This window comes from Porphyromonas catoniae ATCC 51270 (genome assembly GCF_000565015.1).
In the GTDB taxonomy this organism is placed as follows: Bacteria; Bacteroidota; Bacteroidia; order Bacteroidales; family Porphyromonadaceae; genus Porphyromonas; species Porphyromonas catoniae.
On record NZ_JDFF01000004.1, the window covers coordinates 100,593 to 121,435 of the forward strand.

The 20,843-nt window shown below is 52.5% G+C and carries 17 protein-coding genes and 4 tRNA genes; all 21 read right to left on the reverse strand.

The features are described from left to right. Window positions 1-27: 27 nt before the first annotated feature. Window positions 28-723 carry a tRNA (5-methylaminomethyl-2-thiouridine)(34)-methyltransferase MnmC2 gene (gene mnmD, locus HMPREF0636_RS00870; protein WP_044167794.1) on the reverse strand — a complete coding sequence of 232 codons (696 nt, stop codon included), beginning with the start codon at window positions 721-723 and terminating at the stop codon, window positions 28-30. Next, window positions 723-1,262, reverse strand: coding sequence for an RNA methyltransferase (locus HMPREF0636_RS00875; protein ID WP_044167796.1), 540 nt, complete (start codon window positions 1,260-1,262; stop codon window positions 723-725). Before HMPREF0636_RS00875 ends, mnmD begins: the two co-directional genes overlap by 1 nt. Before the next feature lie 34 nt (window positions 1,263-1,296). After that, window positions 1,297-1,917, reverse strand: coding sequence for a 16S rRNA (guanine(527)-N(7))-methyltransferase RsmG (rsmG, locus tag HMPREF0636_RS00880; RefSeq protein WP_044167798.1), 621 nt, complete (start codon window positions 1,915-1,917; stop codon window positions 1,297-1,299). 8 nt (window positions 1,918-1,925) lie between these two features. Beyond that, on the reverse strand, window positions 1,926-2,798 hold the full coding sequence (locus HMPREF0636_RS00885) for an RsiV family protein (RefSeq protein ID WP_044167800.1): 873 nt from the start codon (window positions 2,796-2,798) through the stop codon (window positions 1,926-1,928). A gap of 303 nt (window positions 2,799-3,101) precedes the next feature. Next, window positions 3,102-4,736 carry a chaperonin GroEL gene (gene groL / locus HMPREF0636_RS00890; RefSeq protein WP_005469658.1) on the reverse strand — a complete coding sequence of 545 codons (1,635 nt, stop codon included), beginning with the start codon at window positions 4,734-4,736 and terminating at the stop codon, window positions 3,102-3,104. An 89-nt stretch (window positions 4,737-4,825) separates the two neighbouring features. Then, complete coding sequence (locus HMPREF0636_RS00895) at window positions 4,826-5,095, reverse strand: co-chaperone GroES (protein WP_044167801.1); 270 nt, start codon at window positions 5,093-5,095, stop codon at window positions 4,826-4,828. Between the two features lie 143 nt (window positions 5,096-5,238). Continuing rightward, window positions 5,239-6,312 carry an AAA family ATPase gene (locus HMPREF0636_RS00900; RefSeq protein WP_044167807.1) on the reverse strand — a complete coding sequence of 358 codons (1,074 nt, stop codon included), beginning with the start codon at window positions 6,310-6,312 and terminating at the stop codon, window positions 5,239-5,241. Between the two features lie 541 nt (window positions 6,313-6,853). Further along, a complete protein-coding gene (locus HMPREF0636_RS00905; RefSeq protein ID WP_052328674.1) occupies window positions 6,854-9,667 on the reverse strand; it encodes a TonB-dependent receptor in 2,814 nt (937 codons plus the stop codon). A gap of 632 nt (window positions 9,668-10,299) precedes the next feature. Then, a tRNA-Phe gene (locus HMPREF0636_RS00910) sits at window positions 10,300-10,372 on the reverse strand. A 24-nt stretch (window positions 10,373-10,396) separates the two neighbouring features. Further along, window positions 10,397-10,483: transfer RNA gene (locus HMPREF0636_RS00915), tRNA-Ser, on the reverse strand. 547 nt (window positions 10,484-11,030) lie between these two features. Beyond that, a complete protein-coding gene (locus HMPREF0636_RS00920) occupies window positions 11,031-11,993 on the reverse strand; it encodes a GSCFA domain-containing protein (RefSeq protein WP_044167808.1) in 963 nt (320 codons plus the stop codon). Between the two features lie 5 nt (window positions 11,994-11,998). Then, a complete protein-coding gene (locus HMPREF0636_RS00925; protein ID WP_044167810.1) occupies window positions 11,999-12,409 on the reverse strand; it encodes a YraN family protein in 411 nt (136 codons plus the stop codon). Further along, window positions 12,367-13,365, reverse strand: a complete 999-nt coding sequence (locus tag HMPREF0636_RS00930; protein ID WP_044167815.1) for a glycine N(alpha)-acyltransferase GlsB — start codon at window positions 13,363-13,365, stop codon at window positions 12,367-12,369. The genes HMPREF0636_RS00925 and HMPREF0636_RS00930 overlap by 43 nt, the downstream gene beginning before the upstream one ends. Before the next feature lie 3 nt (window positions 13,366-13,368). Continuing rightward, on the reverse strand, window positions 13,369-14,247 hold the full coding sequence (locus HMPREF0636_RS00935) for a 1-acyl-sn-glycerol-3-phosphate acyltransferase (protein WP_081748364.1): 879 nt from the start codon (window positions 14,245-14,247) through the stop codon (window positions 13,369-13,371). After that, window positions 14,247-16,868: a valine--tRNA ligase gene (locus HMPREF0636_RS00940; RefSeq protein ID WP_044167816.1), complete on the reverse strand. Its 2,622-nt coding sequence runs from the start codon at window positions 16,866-16,868 to the stop codon at window positions 14,247-14,249. Before HMPREF0636_RS00940 ends, HMPREF0636_RS00935 begins: the two co-directional genes overlap by 1 nt. Window positions 16,869-17,268: 400 nt before the next feature. Further along, window positions 17,269-17,341: transfer RNA gene (locus HMPREF0636_RS00945), tRNA-Gly, on the reverse strand. A gap of 13 nt (window positions 17,342-17,354) precedes the next feature. Then, window positions 17,355-17,437, reverse strand: a tRNA-Tyr gene (locus tag HMPREF0636_RS00950). Between the two features lie 33 nt (window positions 17,438-17,470). Continuing rightward, on the reverse strand, window positions 17,471-17,980 hold the full coding sequence (gene ribH / locus HMPREF0636_RS00955) for a 6,7-dimethyl-8-ribityllumazine synthase (RefSeq protein WP_044167818.1): 510 nt from the start codon (window positions 17,978-17,980) through the stop codon (window positions 17,471-17,473). A gap of 11 nt (window positions 17,981-17,991) precedes the next feature. After that, entirely contained in the window at window positions 17,992-18,678 is a 687-nt protein-coding gene (locus HMPREF0636_RS00960; protein WP_044167822.1) for a tetratricopeptide repeat protein, read from the reverse strand. Between the two features lie 152 nt (window positions 18,679-18,830). Continuing rightward, window positions 18,831-19,901, reverse strand: coding sequence for a phosphotransferase enzyme family protein (locus tag HMPREF0636_RS00965; protein WP_044167826.1), 1,071 nt, complete (start codon window positions 19,899-19,901; stop codon window positions 18,831-18,833). Window positions 19,902-20,058: 157 nt separating this feature from the next. After that, window positions 20,059-20,640 (reverse strand): outer membrane beta-barrel protein, encoded by a 582-nt coding sequence (locus tag HMPREF0636_RS00970; RefSeq protein WP_044167861.1) that lies wholly within the window; start codon window positions 20,638-20,640, stop codon window positions 20,059-20,061. Between the last annotated feature and the right edge of the window lie 203 nt (window positions 20,641-20,843).

Consider the following 20,843-nt stretch of genomic DNA (forward strand, 5'->3'; position numbering starts at 1 on the left):
AGCGTAGCATCAACCCCCCCCCCTTACTTATCCCCTTACTTTCACAGCACGTAGCACCTCACGCTTACCGGGGGGGCCAGGTAGTCGCTCCACTGAGAAGCCTGCATGCTGTAGAGCCCGTCGCACCACTCCCTTGGCACAATAGGTGGCTAGTGTTGCCTGACAGTTCATGGCATCGTAGAGCGAAAGGAATAGCCTCTCCTCCCACAGCTCAGGCTGAGCCTCGGGAGAGAATGCATCGTAGTAGACGACATCAAGAGCTTGGGGAAAGGTGTAGTCAGTGAGGTCTCCCAATACTTTATGCAGAGTAAAGAAGGGAGTAATGCATACATCTTCTCCCCAGGGGCTTTCATGTAGGCGACGTAGTAGCTCGTCGCTCCCCTTCCCTATAACATCTTCATAGGATAAGTGATGGAAGATTTCCTTAGGTAGGGGGTATTTCTCTATCGAAGTATAGTGAATAGGGATTTGCTCCTTGTTGGCTATAAGTGCGGTGAGCAGTGCATTGAGCCCTGTGCCCAATCCGACCTCAAAGAGGCGAAGAGCCTTCCCCTTATCTTGATGCCAAGTTGCCAAACGTCCCTCGAGGGCAAGCCCTGTATAGATATGCCGACTCTCCTGTACCGCCCCATGAGTAGAGTGATAATGCTCTCCGAAGCAAGGCGTATAGAGCGTCAGGCTACCATCCTCTGTTGCCTGTAGCTCGGGGTACTGCACCATCATCAAGAGAGGGTATGCAAGAGGGGACGAGCCATGTGCCAGAGTGCGATGCCTGCTGCTACACTGACATTCAGGGAGTGCTTGGTACCAAACTGTGGAATCTCCAAGCAATGATCCACCTGTTGCACCACCTCTTCCTTTACGCCGTGTACTTCGTTCCCAAGCACCAGTGCATAGCCTTGGTTTGGCTCGGGGATAAACGTATCCAGCTTCAGACTATCGTGTACTTGCTCCAGGGCAAGTACTTGGTAGCCCTCAGCACGTAGCTCTTTGACAGCCTCTAGGGATGAGTGGATATATCGCCAGGGGACACTCTCCTCTGCCCCAAGGGCAGTCTTATGAATATCTGTGTGGGGAGGTGTAGCCGTGATACCACATAGCACTAAAGCCTCAATACGAAAAGCATCAGCCGTGCGAAAGATCGAACCAATATTATTCATGCTCCTCACATCATCTAGCACGACGACAATTGGGAGCTTGTCACGACGCAGATATTCCTCTGGCGTGAGGCGATCCATCTCCGTACTCTTCAGCTTCTTCATGGATAAGATACGTGGGGCCGTTGCTCCTCAAGGCTTAGAAGGGCAGGTAAACGACCTTCTTCGTCTTAAAATATTCTTCATCGAAGGTAGGGTAAAGCTCCTGCACCTCGACAATGCGCTTGAAGGGGCGTAGCTCAGCTTGTAGCTCACCGCCCTTGAGGCAAATCAACCCATTGGGCATGCCATTACGCTGTGTGCCATGAACGAGTTGCTTCGTAAAGCCCACGAGCTCTTGTAGCTGCATCACTGCACGGCTAACAACGAAGTCAAACTGCTCCTTGATCTCTTCGCCTCGACCATGTAGCACCCGTACGTTCTTCAGTCCAAGACTCTCAGCCACTGCCCCTGCGACCTTAACCTTCTTGCCAATACTATCCACTAGCAAAAACTCACACTCAGGGAAGAGTATAGCCAAAGGGACACCAGGGAAACCTCCCCCAGTGCCGAAGTCGAGGATCTTCGTCCCGGGCTTGAAGCGTATCATCTGAGCGATACCGAGCGAGTGAAGCACATGATGCTCGTAGAGGGCATCGATGTCCTTACGAGAGATTACGTTAATCTTAGCATTCCAGTCCCGATAGAGGGGATCAAGCTCGGCAAACTGGCTCCTCTGCTCCTCAGTGAGGTGAGGGAAGTATTTTGTGATAAGATCCATGCAGCGAGCTACTGGTTTGTCTCAGGGAGATAGTGGTAAAGAAGGGAGTTGGGACGAAGGATCCCGACCAGAGCCTCATGAGGGATGAAGATCATGACTTGCCCCACTGCGTAGGGTGCAATCTCATAGGGATTATAGTAGTAGGTCAAGCCCTTCTCGTCGATGGTAAAGTTATCATTAGGAGTAATGTCTGATACGTAGATTCCCTCCTTCTCCTCCAGCTCCTGTTGTGTCTTACGCCCGTAGGAGGAGAGAGCATAGCGCTGTAAGATCTTAGAGAGGTCAGCAGCATAGCCATCAACAAAGAGGTCTCCCTCACTAATGATGGATCGAGTCTTCCTGTCCACATTGCTTATAGAGGAGCCATACATCCCATGCACCGCCCCCATGAAGTAGGTAGAGAGCGATTTTTCGACACTGATTACAAGGCTATCAACGTAGTGTATTTTATTCCTCAGCTCCAGATGGCTTCTCATCTGATCCAGATCCTCTGGGCTGTAGCCCTCCGTAGAGTCTGGGGAATAGATGTACTCTGTCTCTACCTCTTTGATGTAGCGTGCAACAGCCTCCTGAGGAGAAAGCTGAGCAAAGCTATCGCCAAACGTAAAGCGATTGAATAGGTGAATCAGCGCACTATCCCCCTTAGGATAGAGATAAGCGATATTAACGTAGACAGAAGGGCCTCGCTTCGTCTCAGGGTTGTCATAATAGGTATCATCTATAACGATCGAATCCCAGGCAAGAGTAAGGTTAGCCGAATCAAGAGCAGTAGAGTCTGCCGATCCTGTACCCTTCGAGCAAGAGGTGCAAGAGGGGAGGAAGGAGAGGACAACACCGCTCAAGGCAAGGAGTGTAAGAGTAAGGGCTCTTTGGTAGTTCATTGTTTTCACTTTTACGAAGCTGTATAGCAAAGATAGCACCTTTCATCAAGAGTTGCCCCCTGTACCTAAGTATCATCTACCACAAAACCCTAATACCTCCTCCTAGGAGACCCTAATAGCATCTGCCATGAGCCCCTAGTACCATCGACAAAGAGACCCTAATACCACCTCACGGGAGACCCTAATAGCATCTCCACATTCAGCCATGCGTTCCTTTCCCTCACACAAAAAAAAGAAGCCCCGACTAAGGAGTTTTAGTCCTTAGTCGGGGGCAACGTCTATCCGAGCTGGTAACCTCAGTGGCTACATCATACCACCCATGCCTCCCATACCAGGGTTCATGGCTGCAGCAGGAGCCTCTTCCTTCTTATCAGCGATGACACACTCGGTTGTGAGGAACATCCCAGCAATAGAAGCAGCATTCTCGAGAGCAACACGAGTGACCTTAGCAGGGTCAATTACACCCGAGGTATAGAGGTTCTCAAAGTTATCCGTACGGGCATTATAGCCAAAGTCTGCTTGGCCTTCCTTGACACGCTGTACGATGACAGCACCTTCCTTCCCCGCATTAGCTACGATTTGTCGGAGGGGCTCTTCTACGGCACGGCGTACGATCTCGATACCTGTTGTCTCGTCATCGTTCTCTCCATTGAGTCCGTCGAGAGCACGTACAGCACGGAGGTAGGCTGTACCACCACCTGGGACTGTACCTTCCTCTACGGCAGCACGTGTAGCGCTGAGGGCATCATCTACGCGATCCTTCTTCTCCTTCATCTCTACTTCGCTTGGTGCACCGACATAGAGTACAGCTACACCACCAGAGAGCTTAGCCAAACGCTCCTGAAGCTTCTCACGATCGTAGTCAGAGGTCGTATTGGCAATCTGAGCCTTGATCTGTGCAGCACGCTCACGGATAGCTTCCTTATCACCTGCACCGTTTACGATGGTTGTATTATCCTTGTCTACGGATATCTTCTCTGCCTTACCCAGCATATCTAGGGTGACAGCATCGATCTTTAGCCCCGTCTCTTCACTGATGACGACACCACCGGTCAGAGTAGCGATGTCCTGAAGCATAGCCTTACGGCGATCTCCGAAACCAGGAGCCTTCACAGCACAGACCTTGAGGCCTCCACGCAGACGGTTCACCACGAGCGTAGCAAGAGCTTCGCTATCGATGTCCTCAGCGATGATGAGTAGGGGACGACCCGTCTGTAGGGTTTGCTCGAGGATAGGAAGGATTTCCTTCAGTGTGGAGATCTTCTTGTCATAGATGAGCAGGTAGGGGTTCTCCAGCTGTGCCTCCATCTTCTCGGAGTTGGTGACGAAGTAGGGAGAGATATATCCGCGGTCAAACTGCATCCCTTCGACCACCTCTACGGTAGTCTCGATACCCTTAGCCTCTTCGACGGTGATTACACCTTCCTTACCCACCTTGCGCATAGCCTCGGCGATAAGCTGACCGATCTGCTCATCCCCGTTAGCGGAGATCTTGGCTACATGCTCGATCTTCTCGAAGTTATCACCGATCTCTTGTGCCATAGAGCGAATCTCGGAGACAACCTTACCTACGGCCTTGTCTATCCCACGCTTGAGATCCATTGGGTTCGCACCTGCTGCGACATTCTTGAGTCCAACACCGATGATACTCTGAGCAAGGATCGTTGCTGTAGTCGTACCATCCCCAGCGTCATCATTGGTTTTGGAGGCAACCTCCTTAACCAGCTGTGCGCCCATGTTCTCGAAGGTATCCTCTAGCTCGATCTCCTTAGCGACGGAGACACCGTCCTTGGTGATATGAGGAGCACCATAGCTCTTAGAGAGGATGACGTTACGCCCCTTAGGGCCAAGCGTCACCTTGACAGCATTGGCAAGGGCATCCACGCCACGCTTGAGGCTTTCACGAGCCTCGGTATCGAATTTTATTTCTTTTGCCATGATTGGAATATCTTTTCGTTGTTAATGAATCTTGTTTGGTCTGGGTAAAGGACTAAGTCCAACCACCCAGCCATGCTTGGCACTGCGACTTAGAGAGTAGCCAGCACGTCACTCTGACGCATGATGAGGTACTTCTCTCCCTCATGCTCTACTTCCGTCCCTGCATACTTGCCATAGAGGACGATGTCTCCTGCCTTCAGGACCATCTCTTCGTCTTTTGTACCACCACCGACGGCGATTACCTCGCCACGTAGAGGCTTTTCCTTGGCAGAGTCAGGGATGATGATTCCACTTGCAGTCTTCTCTTCTTGGTCAGCAGGGCGTACGAGTACACGGTCTGCTAGGGGCTTGATGCTCATTGTTTCTTTCTAGACTATGTTAGTTGTTTACGTTTCACTCTTCGCTGGGGGCTAACCCCCGTCAGCATGTGAGGCTGTGCAAAGGCTATGCCAAAGTCTCCCTAGGACTGCAATTTTGTCAGCCAAGGAAGTCTCTAGGTACACTACAGCCTACCATAGGTGGGATCGTCTGTGACCTCCTGGATCACCTCAATAAAGGGAGGGAACTTCACCTCCAGGTCGGGAGCACAAGAGATTTCAAGGATTTGGTAGTCTCTCCGTGGCTCAATGAAGTCGTCTACCTCGAAGTACTGTTTAGCCCAAACAAAGTTTCGTCTCAACTTATGCACCAAGACCTCCTCTGGGGCAGGTAGTGCATTCAGATAGGAGATATATTCATCAGGACCTATCTGTCGCTCGGTGATGATGGACTGGGTCTCAATAGGGCTCTTACGCGTCATGAAGTACACGTAGTTTCCCCTAAGTCCGCGCTTACGTATACGCACGCTCGATCCATCCTCCATATCTATATAGGCCTGATAGAGATCTGTCTCTACGCCAAAGGGAATCTCCCCAGTCACATGCACAAGGAACCGACGGCGTATATCGGTAAAGGTCACATGGTCGTCACCAAGGGTTTCGTGTATGGCGCGAAGCACTTGACGAATCTTCACCTGGAAGTCCACATTGTTCTCCACGATATGCAGCTGCGGGTGTCCCGTCCAGGCCTTCAGTATGCGAGCATCTAGCTCCCTCGCCTCCTCGATGGTCTCACCTCTGAAGGCATTATTCTCCAGCGTATAGAATTCCTCTGCCCCTTGTGCTGCCGTCACCATGTGGATGACCGCATCGTAGCGTGCATCACGTAGCTTAATCTCCGACAGCCCCAGCTCATCCAGCAGTGCCTGCCACATCGTCCGCTCGACATAGTTCGAGATATCCATCGTCCCCCGGTCTGAAATAATCAGCACGGGGCGGGAGGCTGAGTGGGCAAGCTCCAGGAAGGTATCCTCCATCTGGATCTGATACTTCATCACTGCCTTCTCGATATTGTAGAAATACTGTCGGTCAGGGGTGGCGAAGTTAATCGAGGCATTACTAAAGAGCGTCGGAGTCTCGGGAAGAGCATAAACCAAATAGCCAAGGTCACTGAAGTGCTCGATAATCTGTGCCAGTGCCGTAGTCTTACCAGCACAAGGGCCGCCTGTCAGGGCGATGCGTGTAATATTTTTGTTCATTCCTAATGTAGAGAGGCACGATTGCCCACACAAAGATACGGTGTCTTCTCCATTAACGGAGGAGCGAGCTTTCCTCACCCCAACCTTCATCTTTCCCAATCCCCTCTGTGGGCTTTCCCCTCTACCTCCATGTAGTTATCGGGGGAACCTCTCCAATCACCTATCATAGGTGGAGGCCTTTACCTATCATAGGCGACCATCGCCACCTATGATAGGTGATTTTGGGGGATACGAGGCAAAATAGGGACAACTACGACCAGGGAGCAAAGGGACGCAGGGACTGAACCTTCGCCATGATAGCGGGTAGACCTGTTCCTACCTAGCAACCAGACCTATCTGATCTCTCCGGCACACCCTCCCCACCCGACTACCCATCAGCCTCTGTCCCTTCCTCCTGCCGGCACTCGGTCCCCTTCCCCACAGGAGTGCCTTCATCTTCCTTTCGATTATTCCATTCTCTCCCCTTGGAACCAAAAAGCGACTGCATCACCGATCCCTCGGTAGTGCAGCCTCAAGTCTAAACATATAAGAAGAAAATCCCTTACATGGGAGGTGGTGGGCCAGGATGTCCCTGTTGCTTCATATCGCTCCGAGAGCCACCCCCAGCGAAGCTGTCGAAGCGGTAGATGAAGTGCAGCATAGCATACCTCCCGAGCGTATTCGACTCTTCGGTGGTGATGCTCGTGGCGGTGATGTTGCGGTAGATGCTACGACGTGAGTCTAGCAGGTCATAGCCCTTGAGACGGAGCGTAGCACGCTTACCCTTGAGGAAGCTAAAGGATATGCCTGCATTCAGGAGCCACTGGTCGTTCTCGAAGCCCGCCGCATAGCCCTGTGTCGTGGTGTAGGTACCATCGGCCTCAATGGCAAAGCCTAGAGGGAGGGTAAGGTTCATGTTCGAGCCGATGGAGTAGTCCTTGGTGGCGGTGGTGCTCACCGAGGTGAGGCTGTTGGTGGCATTGTAATAGCCGAGAGCCCCACGGAGGTTGATATCGAGGAAGGAGTTGCGGTAGTTCAGCGTCAGATCTTCGTTGAGCCTGAGGGAGAGGGAGCGGTTCTCCTCATCGTTGATGAAGGCAATCTGACGGATGAGCTCGTTGCGAGAGCCGAGACGTATGGAGAACTTCTTACCGGGCAGTACCTGCGTGAAGAAGCCCCCTAGGCCAGCCATAGCGTTACCACTGACATTGGTGTAGCCGATCTTCCTCACCCCAGTCGTGAGGTCATAGGTCGTGCGGGATACGATGTCGTTCTGCACGTAGCGGGCGTGTCCGAAGAGGGCAAGTGACGTCTGTGTCGAAGTCCAGAAGTTGTTGTACCGTCCAAAGAGGTTGTGCTGGAAGCCAGGGAGGAGGTTCTGATTCCCCTCATAGACGACGAGGGGATTAGTCACATCCTGCACGGGAGCCAGCTGATCGGTGGTAGGCTGGAAGCTACGACCGAAGTAGTCGATGCGAAGCTCTGTCGTTCGCTTGGGCTTGTAGGAGAAGCGTAGCGTAGGAGAGTAGTTAGTTGTAGAGCGGTTGATGCTACGAGCATTCACGCCTGCCACTACGGTGTAGCTACTGAGGTTGGAGCGCTCGAGGTTCACCCCCGCAGTGAGGTCATAGGTACTTCCCTTCTTCTTGAGTGCTAGCCCTACCTGATGCGTTAGGAAGTCGGAGTGGAACTCGTTGCTGTAGCGAGCGTTCTCCATGGTGTACTGCCCCGTGAGGTCAGCATCGAAGGCCTTTCGTTCGCTGAAGCTATTAGCTCCCTTGATCTGATAGGTAGCTTGACCGAAGAAGCCCTTGCCAAGTGGCTCGACCCACCCGAGACGGATACGGTACTCCCCACTCCGCTTGGTGCTCTCGATACGTTGGTCCACATGCTCCGTACCGGTAGCGGCACTGACGATGTCGGAGAGGTATGTCCCCGAGCCTAGCTCATTGGAGAGCGTCCCTGAGGTAGATAGCGTGAGGGTACGGCCACGGTCGGAGAGACGGCGGCTGGCATCTATCCTTAGATCTCCGTCGGTCTGTGACTGAGAGGTGCGCTGACGTAGCGAGGAGGAGCTGATGAGGGCATTGGTGGCATCGTTGAGCGTCTGCTCGTCAGAGGTGTAGGTACCTATCCCCTTGCCGTAGCGGAGCTGGGGGGAGATGATGAGCTCGGTCAGCGAGTCTATCTTCCACTGGAAGCGGAAGTTGCCTGCGTAGGTATCCTTATCGTTGTGCTCCGAGGTCTTGCCCGTCTGCGTGGTGGAGGATGAGGAGAGGATGTTTTGGATCGTAGAGGCGGTCGTCTTGTCCTTGGTGGTGTTCCCTGCTAGTAGGTTACCTCCGAGGATGAGGGAAGGATTGAAGGTATGGCTGAGGTTGCCCCCGAGTACCTTCGAGGTCTGTATCCCGTCGATCTGTCCGGGCATGCGCCCGCCACCTCCGCCTGGGCCACGACGGCCACCCGAGAGGCTGTACATGAAGCTCGCCTGACTAAGATCCTGCGCTATGTCACTGAAGCCAGCGTTGTTCGTGTTGTTCATGCTCCCCAGCACGGTGAGCTGGTTGTCACCGGTGAAGCGGTTGAGCATGGCACTGGCCTCATAACGCTTGTCCGTGCCTCCCCCGACGAAGGCTGTGCCGAAGAGTCCACGCTTCTTGCCAGCCTTGATGGTGAGGTTGATGATCGTCTCCTCGTTGCCGTCAGAGAAGCCCGACATGCGGGAGGATTCACTCTCCCTGTCCATGACTTGCACTTTGTCTACGAGTTCGGCAGGCAGGTTGTTCAGTGCGACTTTAGGGTCACCCTCGAAGAAACGTTTGCCGTCTACCATGATCTGCGAGACAGTCTTGCCATTGACCGTGACCTGTCCTTTCTCATCGACACTTGCCCCGGGGAGCTTCTTGAGGAGCTCTATGATCGCTGCCCCTTGTTGCGTAGTGTAGCTGGTGGCATTATACTCGAGGGTGTCGCCCTTGACGACCACTTCGTTAGCCTTGGCTACGACATTGACGTCGCTGAGGACAGCCCCATCCTCCTCGAGCGTTAGCGTGCCGAGGGGGAGATCTTTAGAGCCCATCTGCACCGCACGTGTCAGGGTCTTATACCCCACGAAGGAGATGCGTAGTGTGTACGAGCCTGAGGTGATGCCACGAAGGACGAACGAGCCATCCTTAGCCGTGGTAGCCCCCGTACGTAGCTTACCATCGGGAAGTAAAAGACTCACATTGGCACTCGACAGAGCCTCCCCTGCCTCATCATAGACACGCCCAGAGATACTATGCGTCGTCTGTTGTGCCCATGCTGGGAGTGCGGAGGCGAGGAAAAGGGGAAGGAGAAGCAGGCGTAGGAGGTAACGCCCGAAGGGACTATTCATAAATTATACCGTTTATCCGTTGTTCGTACCCTCTTAGAGTAAGGAATAGGGGGTGACGTTTAATGAAGTAAGGCACAAAGACCAAGTTTTTCATCCGTTGTCGAGGGAACGACCCAAGTCCGTTGGAGTCAATAAACTAAAAATTTTTAATTTTGCACCAATGCTTGAGTCATGTTACTACCCTCAGGGTAGGACAACGCTCGGCATACTGTGTATTTGATTGGCCTGCCCAAGGAGGGCACCTTCTGGGTTACGATGAGATTGCGTTTGGTGTTCGTAGTATAGCTAGGTATCCCTCCTGCAGGCTTTTTACTAAGGCTGTATCGTGGACTTCGGTCACGGTGCAGCCTTACTTTTTTCCTCGAGGAGCAGAGGGGAAGGGTTCAAACCATGAGTACCCCACCAAAAACAGATAACTCTCTGATGGTCTAGGTAATAAAAACTTTAAAGAAGTATTTGCATCTTCTTAGGCTAACCCACACAAAATTCCCCACGGTATCGGTACTAATCATATTCAGGATAGGGCAAAAACGCCCCAATGATCTCCCCCGTGTCCATTACCCAACAGACGGGAAAAAAGAAGAGAGACAGCTCGCAGGATTACTCCACATGAGTCTGTCTCTCTTCCTTCGTGGTGCCACCAGGAATCGAACCGGGGACACAAGGATTTTCAGTCCTTTGCTCTACCAACTGAGCTATGGCACCATCTACAATTCTACTTCTTAGGAGCGGAAGCGACGAGATTCGAACTCGTGGTACGGTTGCCCGTACGGCAGTTTAGCAAACTGCTGGTTTCAGCCACTCACCCACACTTCCAGTCGCACTCAGCTCTTGAATTGCGATGCAAAGATAGAATGATTTTCTTAATCCTGCAAATCCGCCCATGAAACCCACGCTGTCCCACTATCACCCTCTCTCTATTCCGGATATGCACCCTACTTGACTCCCTTCTTCCCTCCCTAGTACACCCTCTATTCACGTCCCTTCGTCTCTCCTCTAATCACCTATGATAGGTGGCGACACTCACCTATGATAGACGACGCCAGCCACCTATCATAGGCGATGGGAGAGGTTTCCCCGATACCTCCATGGAGTTTATCAGGGCATGGATAAACACTTATCCCCACTCCCATCCTCTACCCCGTGGAGAGATGTAGCTAAAGCTGTGGATAGCCAAGCGTAGCCGGTGGACAGAGTGGTGGAGCAAGAGGACGGGAGGAGGCTGCCTAAGGGGAGGGCGGAGGGGAGTTAAGGGAAGAGGAAGATAGCTTTCAAAAGCAAGTATATCCCCTCAGCAAAAGAGAAAGGTATTGATCAGGCAGGAGGACGAAGTGTGTACCTATCAGGTACGAGGGAGCATGAGCTAGGGAAGCGGAAGCAAAGCCTCTGGGTATCGGATGAGGAAGTCAGAGACCTTTGCTCGAAGAGCCGTGAGCCGTGCCGCATGCGCCGTAGACCCCTCATGCAAGGGTCGGTGACGCAACTCCTTCGTAAGGCGCAATGCTTCCGCAAAGGCTTGCTGGGTAGATGCATCAAGGAGCCAAGAAGTGAGACGCTCGGCAATCACTCGTTCGGCTAGCCGTGAGGGATGCGTGAGGTCTTCGGCAAAGAAACGATAGTCCCTCAGCTCATCCAGCAAGATCTCATACGAGGGGAAATAGTGGCAACGCTCAGGGAAAAGCCGACGAAGCTCATCGGTGAAGAGGTGGAGCGTAGCCTTGCTCAGGGTGTTCTCGTGTGCACCATCACGTAGATGACGAATGGGACTGACCGTAAGGATAAGTTTTAGCTCTGGGCAAAGAGCAAAGAGGCGTGTAAGCAGAGGATGCCACGCCTCAACAAGATTCTCTAGGGAAGCACGCTCCCGCAAGAAGGTCTTCTCGGGGTGCTTATGGCAATTACTAACGACCTCTCCCGTCAGAGCATGCCGATAAACATAGCTTGTGCCCCAGGTAAGGATGAGGTAGCGAAGCCCATGGATGCGCTCATGCGCCAATGAAAGTGTGCGATTCATCATGAGAAGAGCCTGCGTAGCGTCTTCGCTGGAGAAGCTCCCATGATGCAGCCAGCTGTGGTAAAGCCCGTTGTGGCATGTTAGCTCGGACTCTGTGAAGGGACGCCCCTCGAGGATACGCTCAAGAGTCCGAGCAATGGAGAGGGGATTATACAGGACGCCAAAGGGATTGGTAAGGACATTCATCCCTCCTTCCCCTAAGTGGTTTGCAATACACTCACTGAAGCAGGAGCCCAAGCTCATCACAGGATCACCAAAGTGCAGGGCAGGAGGGGTAGCTCCTAAAGCAACGGGGGTAGAGAGGGGAATCATAGGGCTTAGCGATGGGGCTTAGTGCGACCTCGAGGTGAGGACGAGCGTCTCCTAAGCGTAGGGTAAAAGGCATTGGGGATATGCTCGATCGTATAGGTACGATCGGGGGCAATATCTAGGGCGATAATATCGTAGCGCACCTCTAGCTCTAGGTGATGCAGGCGAACATAATGATCTGCCGCCTGGATAAGGAAGCGCTCTTTCTCTCGGGTGACACTCTCCCGAGCCTTGAGGTAGCTACCCGAGGATCGGGTCTTGACCTCGGCGATGACGAGTGTGGGGCCCCATTGGGCAATGATGTCTACCTCTTTATGCCCATACCTCCAGTTACGCTCATGGATTGTATAGCCGAGGGACTCAAGGTAACGACAGGCTAGCTCTTCACCAATCGTACCCGTCTTGAGATGTTCGTCCATAAGAGGTCTTTCTGCTCTTCCTCAGGCTCGAATGTCTCGATGTGTCGGAGGCGTTTGTCGGGGATGATGGTGTCAATGGCTATGAGAATACCTGTCTCCTCGACGAGCCCAAAGTCATAGTTAATCGCCGTACCAAAGACCCGCATCTTCGGGGAGAGAGCCATATAGGCACTGACCAGAGGCGGAATATTGTAGCCAAGAGCACGCACAGCGGTATTCAGCGCACGATAGTTCGCAGAGAAGTCATCCGTGGGGAAGAGCCTCTGCGCTTCCTCCTCATCCACCTCAATGGGTAGTGGCTCTGTAGGGATAACAAGACCCTCGGGATCAGAGAAGTGTAACCTAAGGAAGTGTAATATTAGATTGCGAGCATGACGATCGTAGTCCTTGTACATGGTGACCTTCCCATAGAAATACTTCATCTTCGGGTAAATCACCGTGAGCGCACCAAGTCCATCCCAGAGGTTGTCTAGGGCAAAGAGGCTCTTAGCTCCCATGCGTGTCGATTGGTAGGGAAGAGAGACAAAGGAGCGACCGAGCTCTATGGTATAGGGAAGATAGTCCGATAGGAACTGAGGGCTGAAATCAAACATACCAGCCGTCGCCAACCGAGGCTTGCCCGTCGTAGGATCAATATGTACCTCATCACCGAAGATGAAGCGATAGCCCCCGAGAATCGCCTGCTCGGCCGGATCCCAAACAATCAGCTGTCCATAGCCATCTCGGTCGGTATCGAAGTCATCGATGTCGCAATCCTTCCCCGTACCTCCCCCATAGAAGCGAAAGGCCTCTTCTCGGAGACGCCCAATCTCTCGCATCGTATTTGGAGCAGAGGAGGCATGGAAGACATAGATCTCGTTACCCCCCTTATTGGTCAGGCGTAGACGCTTATCCGGAGTAAGCTCCTCGAGGATAAGCGCTTTGGGGACAGGGGGGATGATGGGTGTGGTGTACATGGTCTACTTCTTCCTGCTATCGTACTCATCTCGGAGCGCGTAGCAGAGGCTACGGATACGAGCAGCCTCTGCCTCTGGGCTCAGGGTACTGTCACGTAGGCTCTGCCAGGAGATGGGCTCACCTACGATAATACGAAAACTCTTGCCCGTAGCACGAAAGAGTTCGTCAGGAAGGAGAGCTGTCCCGATGTCAAACTTCATCCTTAGGGCATTCTTGATATGCCATATCCAGTAAAAGTGTCGGGAGTTTTGCCCCACAAAGTGCAAGGGGACGATATCACGCTCGTGGTTGATGGCCTGAGTGATAAAAGTCTTACGCCACTCCTGATCCTGAATCCTACCATCATAGACACGAGAGCAGAACCCTGCGGGGAAGGTACCGATGGGGACATCGCTTCGCATAGCCTCCTGAAGCATAGCTACCGCCTCCTTGCCCTGCGCTCCATGCTTGTTGAGGGGCAGGAAGACGGGCTGTAGGGGCTTCAGGTGATAGAGCATATCATTGACCATATAGCGTATATCGCCATAGTGCCGTCCCAGCATGTAGGAGATTGCTATGCCATCCATCCCCCCTAGCGGGTGATTGCTGGCGAAGATGCACCGCCCATGCTCGGGTAGACGCTCCGGATGTACCCAGTCAAGATCTAGGCGGAACTCTCCTACGAGTGCCTCTAGGAAGTCCATACCCTCGAGGTGGCTATACCGATAGAGGATATCATTGATCTCCCGCTGATGTATGACTCGCTCCAGCGTGCGAAGGATAGGGGCGGGAAGACGACGATGTACCTTCTCCTCAATCACCTCTCCTACGTGTATGGCGTAGGGGTGATCCTGAGGAGTGTAGGCTGCCTTGTCGAAGGGGGGGAGATGTGTCTGACTCACTACTTGCCCGATAGCTGACGGATACTCTGCTTGATGCTGGCGATACGGCTCTCGGCATCGGTCTTCTTCTTCTGCTCTAGGGCGATGACCGCCTCTGGAGCCTTGGAGACGAAGCTCTCGTTGCTGAGCTTCTTCTCTACACCAGCGAGGAACTTCTGTTGATACTCGAGGTCGGCACGGAGCTTGGCGAGCTCCTCCTCTACATTGATGTAGGCTGCCATAGGTACAGCGAACTCGTCGGTGCCGATGACGAAGCTTACTGCTCCCTCACTGCGCTTACCACTGCGGTCAATCTCGGAGAGCCCTGCCATCTTGATGAGGACTTCATCCAGCTCGCTGGGGTAGCTCTCAGAGGCCTCTAGCGTCAGAGCCTCACGAGGAGAGAGGTTCTTGCTCGTGCGCAGGCTACGGATCGAGGTGATAAGCTCCTGCACAGCAGCGAAGCGAGAGAGGAAGGCTTCGTCAAAAGATTCTGCAGGGCGTTGCTGAGCATTCATGATGCTCTCGCCCTCCCTGCGCTCAGCGAGGTTCTGCCACAGCTCCTCCGTGATGAACGGCATGAAGGGGTGCAGGATGCGCAGGACTTCGTCAAAGAAGCCAAGTGCCTCATCACACGTCACTCGATCGATCGGGGTGCCATAGGCTGGCTTGATGAGCTCCAGATAGTAGGAGGAGAAGTCGTCACGGATGAGCTTGTAGACGAGGGTAAGGGCTTCGCTGATGCGGTACTTGGAGAAGAGATCCTCCAGCTCGGTCGCAGCCTTGCTGAGCACCTGGCGCATCCAGTAGGAGGCGAGGCGGGAGGCCTCGGGCTGGGGAGCCTCGGAGGCATCATCCGTCCAGCCCTTGACGAGGCGGAAGGCATTCCAGATCTTGTTACAGAAGTTGCGCCCTTGCTCACAGAGAGACTCATCGAAGAGAATGTCGTTCCCTGCAGGGGCACTCATGATGAGCCCCATACGGACACCATCAGCGCCGTACTTATCTATTAGGTCAAGAGGGTCGGGGGAGTTCCCGAGGGTCTTGGACATCTTGCGTCCTTGGTTGTCACGCACGATCCCCGTGAGATAGACATTCTCGAAGGGCTTCTTCCCCTGGAAGGCATAGCCTGCCATGATCATACGTGCTACCCAGAAGAAGAGGATATCAGGCCCTGTGACAAGGTCTGAGGTGGGGTAGTAATAGCTCAGCTCCTTATCATCTCGGCTCATCGCTGGGGCAAAGACCGTGATGGGCCAGAGCCAAGAGGAGAACCAAGTGTCTAGGCAGTCGCTCTCACGGCGAAGGTCTTCGGCTCTGAGGCTGGGTACCTTTTGCTGTGCTAGGTGGAGGGCTTCCTCATCCGAGCTGGCTACGACGAAGCTACCATCGGGGAGGTAATAGGCTGGTATGCGATGTCCCCACCAAAGCTGGCGACTGATACACCAGTCCTTGATGTTCTCCATCCAGTAGCGGTAGGTGTTCTTGAACTTAGCAGGGTGTAGACGAATTTCATCCTTCATCACTGCATCGAGGGCTGGGGCTGCAAGACCCTCCATACGGAGGAACCACTGCATCGAGAGCTTAGGCTCGATGGGGGCAAAGGTGCGCTCGGAGTGCCCAACCTTGTTGGTGTAGGCCTCGACCTTCTCCAGCAGTCCTGCTGCGGCTAGATCACCCTCGATCTTCTCTCTGACCTCAAAGCGATCCATCCCTGCATATACTCCTCCATGCTCGTTGAGCGAACCGTCATCGTGGAAGATGTCGATCGTCTCCAGCTGGTGCTTCTCTCCGAGCATATAGTCATTGACGTCGTGAGCAGGGGTTACCTTGAGGCAGCCCGTACCGAACTCTATATCTACATATTCGTCCTCGATCACGGGGACAGCTCGCCCTACGAGGGGGATGATGAGGCGCTTGCCCTTGAGGAAGTGATAGCGCTCGTCCTCGGGGTTGATACACACAGCGGTATCCCCCATGATGGTCTCGGGGCGGGTCGTAGCCACGACGACGTAGCGATCCTCTCCCTCGACGTAGTAGCGCAGGTAATAGAGCTTGCCCTGCTGCTCCTGATAGACGACTTCTTCGTCACTTAGAGCCGTGCGAGCCTTAGGGTCCCAGTTTACGACACGCACACCTCGGTAGATCAGCCCCTGACGATAGAGCTCTACGAAGACGTCGATGACGCTCTGGCTACGCTCCTCGTCCATGGTGAAGGCCGTACGCTCCCAGTCGCAGGAGGCTCCCAGCCTCTTAAGCTGCTCGAGGATGATGCCTCCATGCTCACGAGTCCATTCCCAGGCATGCTCTAGGAACTGCTCACGGGTTAAGTCTTGCTTCTGTATGCCCTGTGCAGCGAGTCGACCTACAACCTTCGCCTCCGTAGCGATGGAGGCGTGGTCGGTCCCTGGTACCCAGCAGGCATTGAAGCCCCGCATACGAGCACGGCGCACGAGGATATCTTGGATGCTGTTATTCAGCATGTGTCCCATGTGCAGGACACCCGTTACGTTGGGCGGGGGGATGACGATAGTGTAAGCAGGGCGATGGTCAGGCTCTGAGTGGAAGAGGCGGTGCTTCATCCAGTATTCGTACCAGCGGCTCTCTACAGCCTCGGGGCTATACTTCGTAGCTAACTCCATAGAGTATTATATAAACCTATCTGAATTCTTTATGATGTCTATAACTATGTGGCAGAGGGCATCCACCTGAATTATAAGGCACAAATTTACGTATTTTGTACGGGATAGTGTAGGATAGGCTACCCACTAGACCCGCTCCCCGCCCTTCACACACCAAATTACTTATCGAGGTCTGGCATATCGGGATAGATGCGGGGGAAAATCTCTAGACTTCTTCTATCAAATAATTATACACTATCCCGCATAAACCATGGGAGAAAAGAAGAGCGAAGCGAGAGATGAAACAATAATGAAATAGAGAGCTAAGCCCCCCTTTAGGCTCGAAAGCAAAAAGAAAAAACGAGAACCTCAATAGAGATCCTCGCTTTATTTCTTTGGGTAGTAGCTCTACCAACCTATGAGCGGAAGACGGGGCTCAAACCCGCGACCCTTAGCTTGGAAGGCTAATGCTCTATCAACTGAGCTACTTCCGCAATCCTTAGAGAGTGGGCAGTGATGGATTCGAACCACCGAAGGCGTAAGCCAGCTGAGTTACAGTCAGCCCCATTTGGCCACTCTGGTAACTGCCCATCCTTTTTTCTTTAGCGTTGCAAAGGTAGATACTATTTTTCAATTATGCAAACAGGGCGACACATCTTCAGAGCCGTCTCTGCTGCCTCTACCCCCTTATTGCCTAACCTTCCTCCCGCACGCTCCTCTGCCTGCCCCATATCCTCAGTAGTAAGAACACCAAAAATCACAGGTACATAGCGAGGCTCTTTACTCTCCACAATGACGGGCTGAGCATTAAGCACCGAGAGTCCTGAGGTCACCCCCTGACAGATGTAATCAAAGTGGGCTGTATCCCCACGCACAACACATCCGATGGCAATAACGGCATCTACCCCCTGAGCTCGTAGACGTGCAGAAGCATTCACTAGCTCAAAAGCTCCCGGCACACGAAAGATGACAACCTCGGCAGCTCCTCGGGCATGAAGGACGGACTTCGCGCCCTCAAGTAGAGCCTCGGTGATATTACTATTCCACTCTGCCACGGCAATCCCAATACGCAGCCCTTCGGCTGCTGGGACCTCACTGTGATAGGAAGAAGTAACATGATCGATTGTGGACATACTCCGAAGTCTTACTTGCCCCCAGCCGCACGAGCACGGATGAGGTCAGCCTCTACCATCTCAGCCTCTGGGGCAGTGTAGTACTTATCCTTAACTTCCTGATAAGCCTTAACAGCTTGGTCATACTTACCTAGCTTCTCATAGACATGTCCAGCCTTGATGAGGCAGCTAGGAGAGATGGCTTCACTATTTGCACTCTTTGCCGCAGACTCGTAGGCTTTGACAGCATCCTCGAGCTTACCTAGCTGTACGTAGCAGTCTCCAATCATACGCTGAATGGAGGGCGCAACGAGGGCTTCATCCGAAGAGAACTTCTGAAGCTCAGCTAAAGCTTCCTGATACTTACCCATATCATAGAGGCAAATACCGCTATAGGCATGAGCCAGATTAGCAGCATCGGTACCTGAGAAGTTCTTGGCTATAGCCTCAAAGCCAGGAGCCCCGGCTCCCTTGAGTGCAAGGCTATCCTGCCCCATTATAAACTGCTCCTCAGACACGAAGAGCTGCGTAGAAGCCTTGACATTCTTGGGCTCCTTAATGAACTTAATGTAGGCGAAGATACCGAGTGCAATGAGGAGGATTGCCCCCACTCCAATCATAATCTTCTTGCCATGGCGTTCAAAGAACTGTTCTCCCTGCATCACCTTTTCGTCAATTACGTCTAAGGTGTCTTGACCACGGTGTTCCTGAAGTGACATATGAGCTTATCTTAATTTATTATTTATATGCGTCTACTTGCTTGTGATGCGCAAAGATACGACTTTATCCTAAGGTATAAAAGCAAGCCGTACGCCCTACCCTCCCATATTGAGGGCAGAGCGTACGCCGATACGAAGTAATATGACTCCTACTACTTCAGCAAAGCCTCCATCTCCTCTGCATGCTCCTCGAGACACTGCAGATAGCGTAGCTGTGCGCGAGTACGCTGTAGGTTGTGCTCAGGGTGATGCACCTTGAAGTACTTATCCCCATCGATATAATCAGCGAGGAAGCGGACTGTCTGCATGTAGGTCATCAGACGCCCTCCATAAGCAATGAGACTACGCTCCGTAGGGGTAAGGAACTTACCAGCTGTAGATAGGTAGCCCTCTACAAATGCTTTGTAGATTGTCATGTTCACCCCGATCTTAGAGAGATCTGGTTCATCCTCGGGGGCAAGGTTAACCCCTGTTCGAATGAAGTCCCCTACATCACTAAGGATATAGCCTGGCATCACAGTATCCCAGTCCACAACACACAGCACGCACCCACCCTTATCGAAAAGTACATTATCAACCTTGGTGTCGCAGTGGATCGTACGCTTAGGTAGCTTCCCTTCCTCATGCAGACGCTCCTGGATGAGCATCTTATCGGCACGCTTCTCTATCTCCTCAAGTATATCCTGCACCTTAGCTACACGCCCCACTGAATCCTTCTCGACAGCCTCCTTGAGCTGGCGTAGGCGAAAGGGCATGCTGTGGAAATCTACGATAGTATCACCCAAGACCCCCTCAGGGATGCCCGAGAGCATTTCCTCAAAGCGACCAAAAGCCTCTCCGGCAAAACGAGCAGCCTCAGGAGTAAGCTCACTCATGCTCATACTCTCGGGGATGAAGCGACAGACTCGCCAGTAGCTCTCGCCATCGTAGTAATAGTTCTTCTCTGGGCTGTTTAGCAGGGGATAGAAGTACAAGTACTTACGCTCTATATCAGGTTCACCCTCCTGCTCTAGACGCTGGCGCATAGTCTCAGAGACAATCGCCACATTACGCTGTAGGACCTCAATACGAGGGAAAACATGATGATTTACTCGCTGTAGTATCCAGCGTCGTACCCCCTGGGTGTCTGTCACGGCATAGGTGTCGTTGATGTGTCCATTGCCGAAAGGTTGCACTTCCCCAATGCTCTCTTGGGGAATAAATTGGCTGATGATTTGCTTCATCGGAAGTGTTCTGTTCGTTAGTTAGCTTATAGCTAATACCTATTACTCTTTCTCCTACAAATATAAGACAAAAAGCCATGCGCCAGCACCCTCTAGATGAAGGTGGTGGCGCATGGCACTATCATGGAGATTTGTCAATCCCCAAGCTTAGATTACACTAGAAGCGATAACCGACACCAACGAAGAACGAAGTGTTCTTTGCCGTAGCCTTCTGGACAGCTTCCTTGAGGGTATTAACCACTCCGATGTCTGTGCCGACACGTAGATAGAGCTTGTTGTACTCTAGAGCGGCTGAGGCGTTCAAGCTCACATCAAAGCGGCCAAGCTTCTTTGTCTTAAAGGCATCTTCACCTGTACCAGATGAAGACACGCCATAAGCAAAAGAAGGACCAACTTCAACTGATACAGCGAGCTTATCGTCAAGCTGTGCACGGATCCCAAGATCAACAGGTACGCTTAGGTAGTTCAGAGCTTCACTCTTATTGCTTGGGAGCTTCGATCCTTCCTGACGGAATGTGATCCCTGGAGCAATATAAAGTCCTGCTGCTAGACCGATTTCAGCAGCAACACTTGCGCGAAAACCTGGGCGCATCTTATACCCAGACTGTGTATCTCCTTTACTATCCGTGACGCTTCTCTTAGCGAAGTTTCCAGCCACCTCGATACGAGGGTGAATCTGTGCCTGAGCAACAAATGTAGCAGTAGCAAGGGCAACTGCTGCGAAAAATAACTTCTTCATTATTCTATTCTTGAGTTGCATTGTGCGGCAATAGGCCACACATTCTATCGCAAAGTTAATAAATATTCACAAAAGAACCTAAATGAAGATAGGCGGTGACTAGCATTTGCTAATCACCGCCTATTTATAGTAATGAGAATAATAAAAGATATGACATCAGAAGGTAGCACAATCGCAAGAGAGAAAGCCTAACTCATCGCATA

What these genes read in the sequence shown, in the direction of transcription:
- HMPREF0636_RS00960 (WP_044167822.1), bottom strand. Translation starts at nt 18,678, where the DNA reads ATGTCACTTCAGGAACACCGTGGTCAAGACACCTTAGACGTAATTGAC.
- HMPREF0636_RS00930 (WP_044167815.1), bottom strand. Translation starts at nt 13,365, where the DNA reads ATGTACACCACACCCATCATCCCCCCTGTCCCCAAAGCGCTTATCCTC.
- HMPREF0636_RS00900 (WP_044167807.1), bottom strand. Translation starts at nt 6,312, where the DNA reads ATGAACAAAAATATTACACGCATCGCCCTGACAGGCGGCCCTTGTGCT.
- HMPREF0636_RS00905 (WP_052328674.1), bottom strand. Translation starts at nt 9,667, where the DNA reads ATGAATAGTCCCTTCGGGCGTTACCTCCTACGCCTGCTTCTCCTTCCC.
- HMPREF0636_RS00920 (WP_044167808.1), bottom strand. Translation starts at nt 11,993, where the DNA reads ATGATTCCCCTCTCTACCCCCGTTGCTTTAGGAGCTACCCCTCCTGCC.
- HMPREF0636_RS00970 (WP_044167861.1), bottom strand. Translation starts at nt 20,640, where the DNA reads ATGAAGAAGTTATTTTTCGCAGCAGTTGCCCTTGCTACTGCTACATTT.
- groL (WP_005469658.1), bottom strand. Translation starts at nt 4,736, where the DNA reads ATGGCAAAAGAAATAAAATTCGATACCGAGGCTCGTGAAAGCCTCAAG.
- mnmD (WP_044167794.1), bottom strand. Translation starts at nt 723, where the DNA reads ATGATGGTGCAGTACCCCGAGCTACAGGCAACAGAGGATGGTAGCCTG.
- rsmG (WP_044167798.1), bottom strand. Translation starts at nt 1,917, where the DNA reads ATGGATCTTATCACAAAATACTTCCCTCACCTCACTGAGGAGCAGAGG.
- HMPREF0636_RS00875 (WP_044167796.1), bottom strand. Translation starts at nt 1,262, where the DNA reads ATGAAGAAGCTGAAGAGTACGGAGATGGATCGCCTCACGCCAGAGGAA.
- HMPREF0636_RS00965 (WP_044167826.1), bottom strand. Translation starts at nt 19,901, where the DNA reads ATGAAGCAAATCATCAGCCAATTTATTCCCCAAGAGAGCATTGGGGAA.
- HMPREF0636_RS00885 (WP_044167800.1), bottom strand. Translation starts at nt 2,798, where the DNA reads ATGAACTACCAAAGAGCCCTTACTCTTACACTCCTTGCCTTGAGCGGT.
- HMPREF0636_RS00925 (WP_044167810.1), bottom strand. Translation starts at nt 12,409, where the DNA reads ATGGACGAACATCTCAAGACGGGTACGATTGGTGAAGAGCTAGCCTGT.
- ribH (WP_044167818.1), bottom strand. Translation starts at nt 17,980, where the DNA reads ATGTCCACAATCGATCATGTTACTTCTTCCTATCACAGTGAGGTCCCA.
- HMPREF0636_RS00940 (WP_044167816.1), bottom strand. Translation starts at nt 16,868, where the DNA reads ATGGAGTTAGCTACGAAGTATAGCCCCGAGGCTGTAGAGAGCCGCTGG.
- HMPREF0636_RS00895 (WP_044167801.1), bottom strand. Translation starts at nt 5,095, where the DNA reads ATGAGCATCAAGCCCCTAGCAGACCGTGTACTCGTACGCCCTGCTGAC.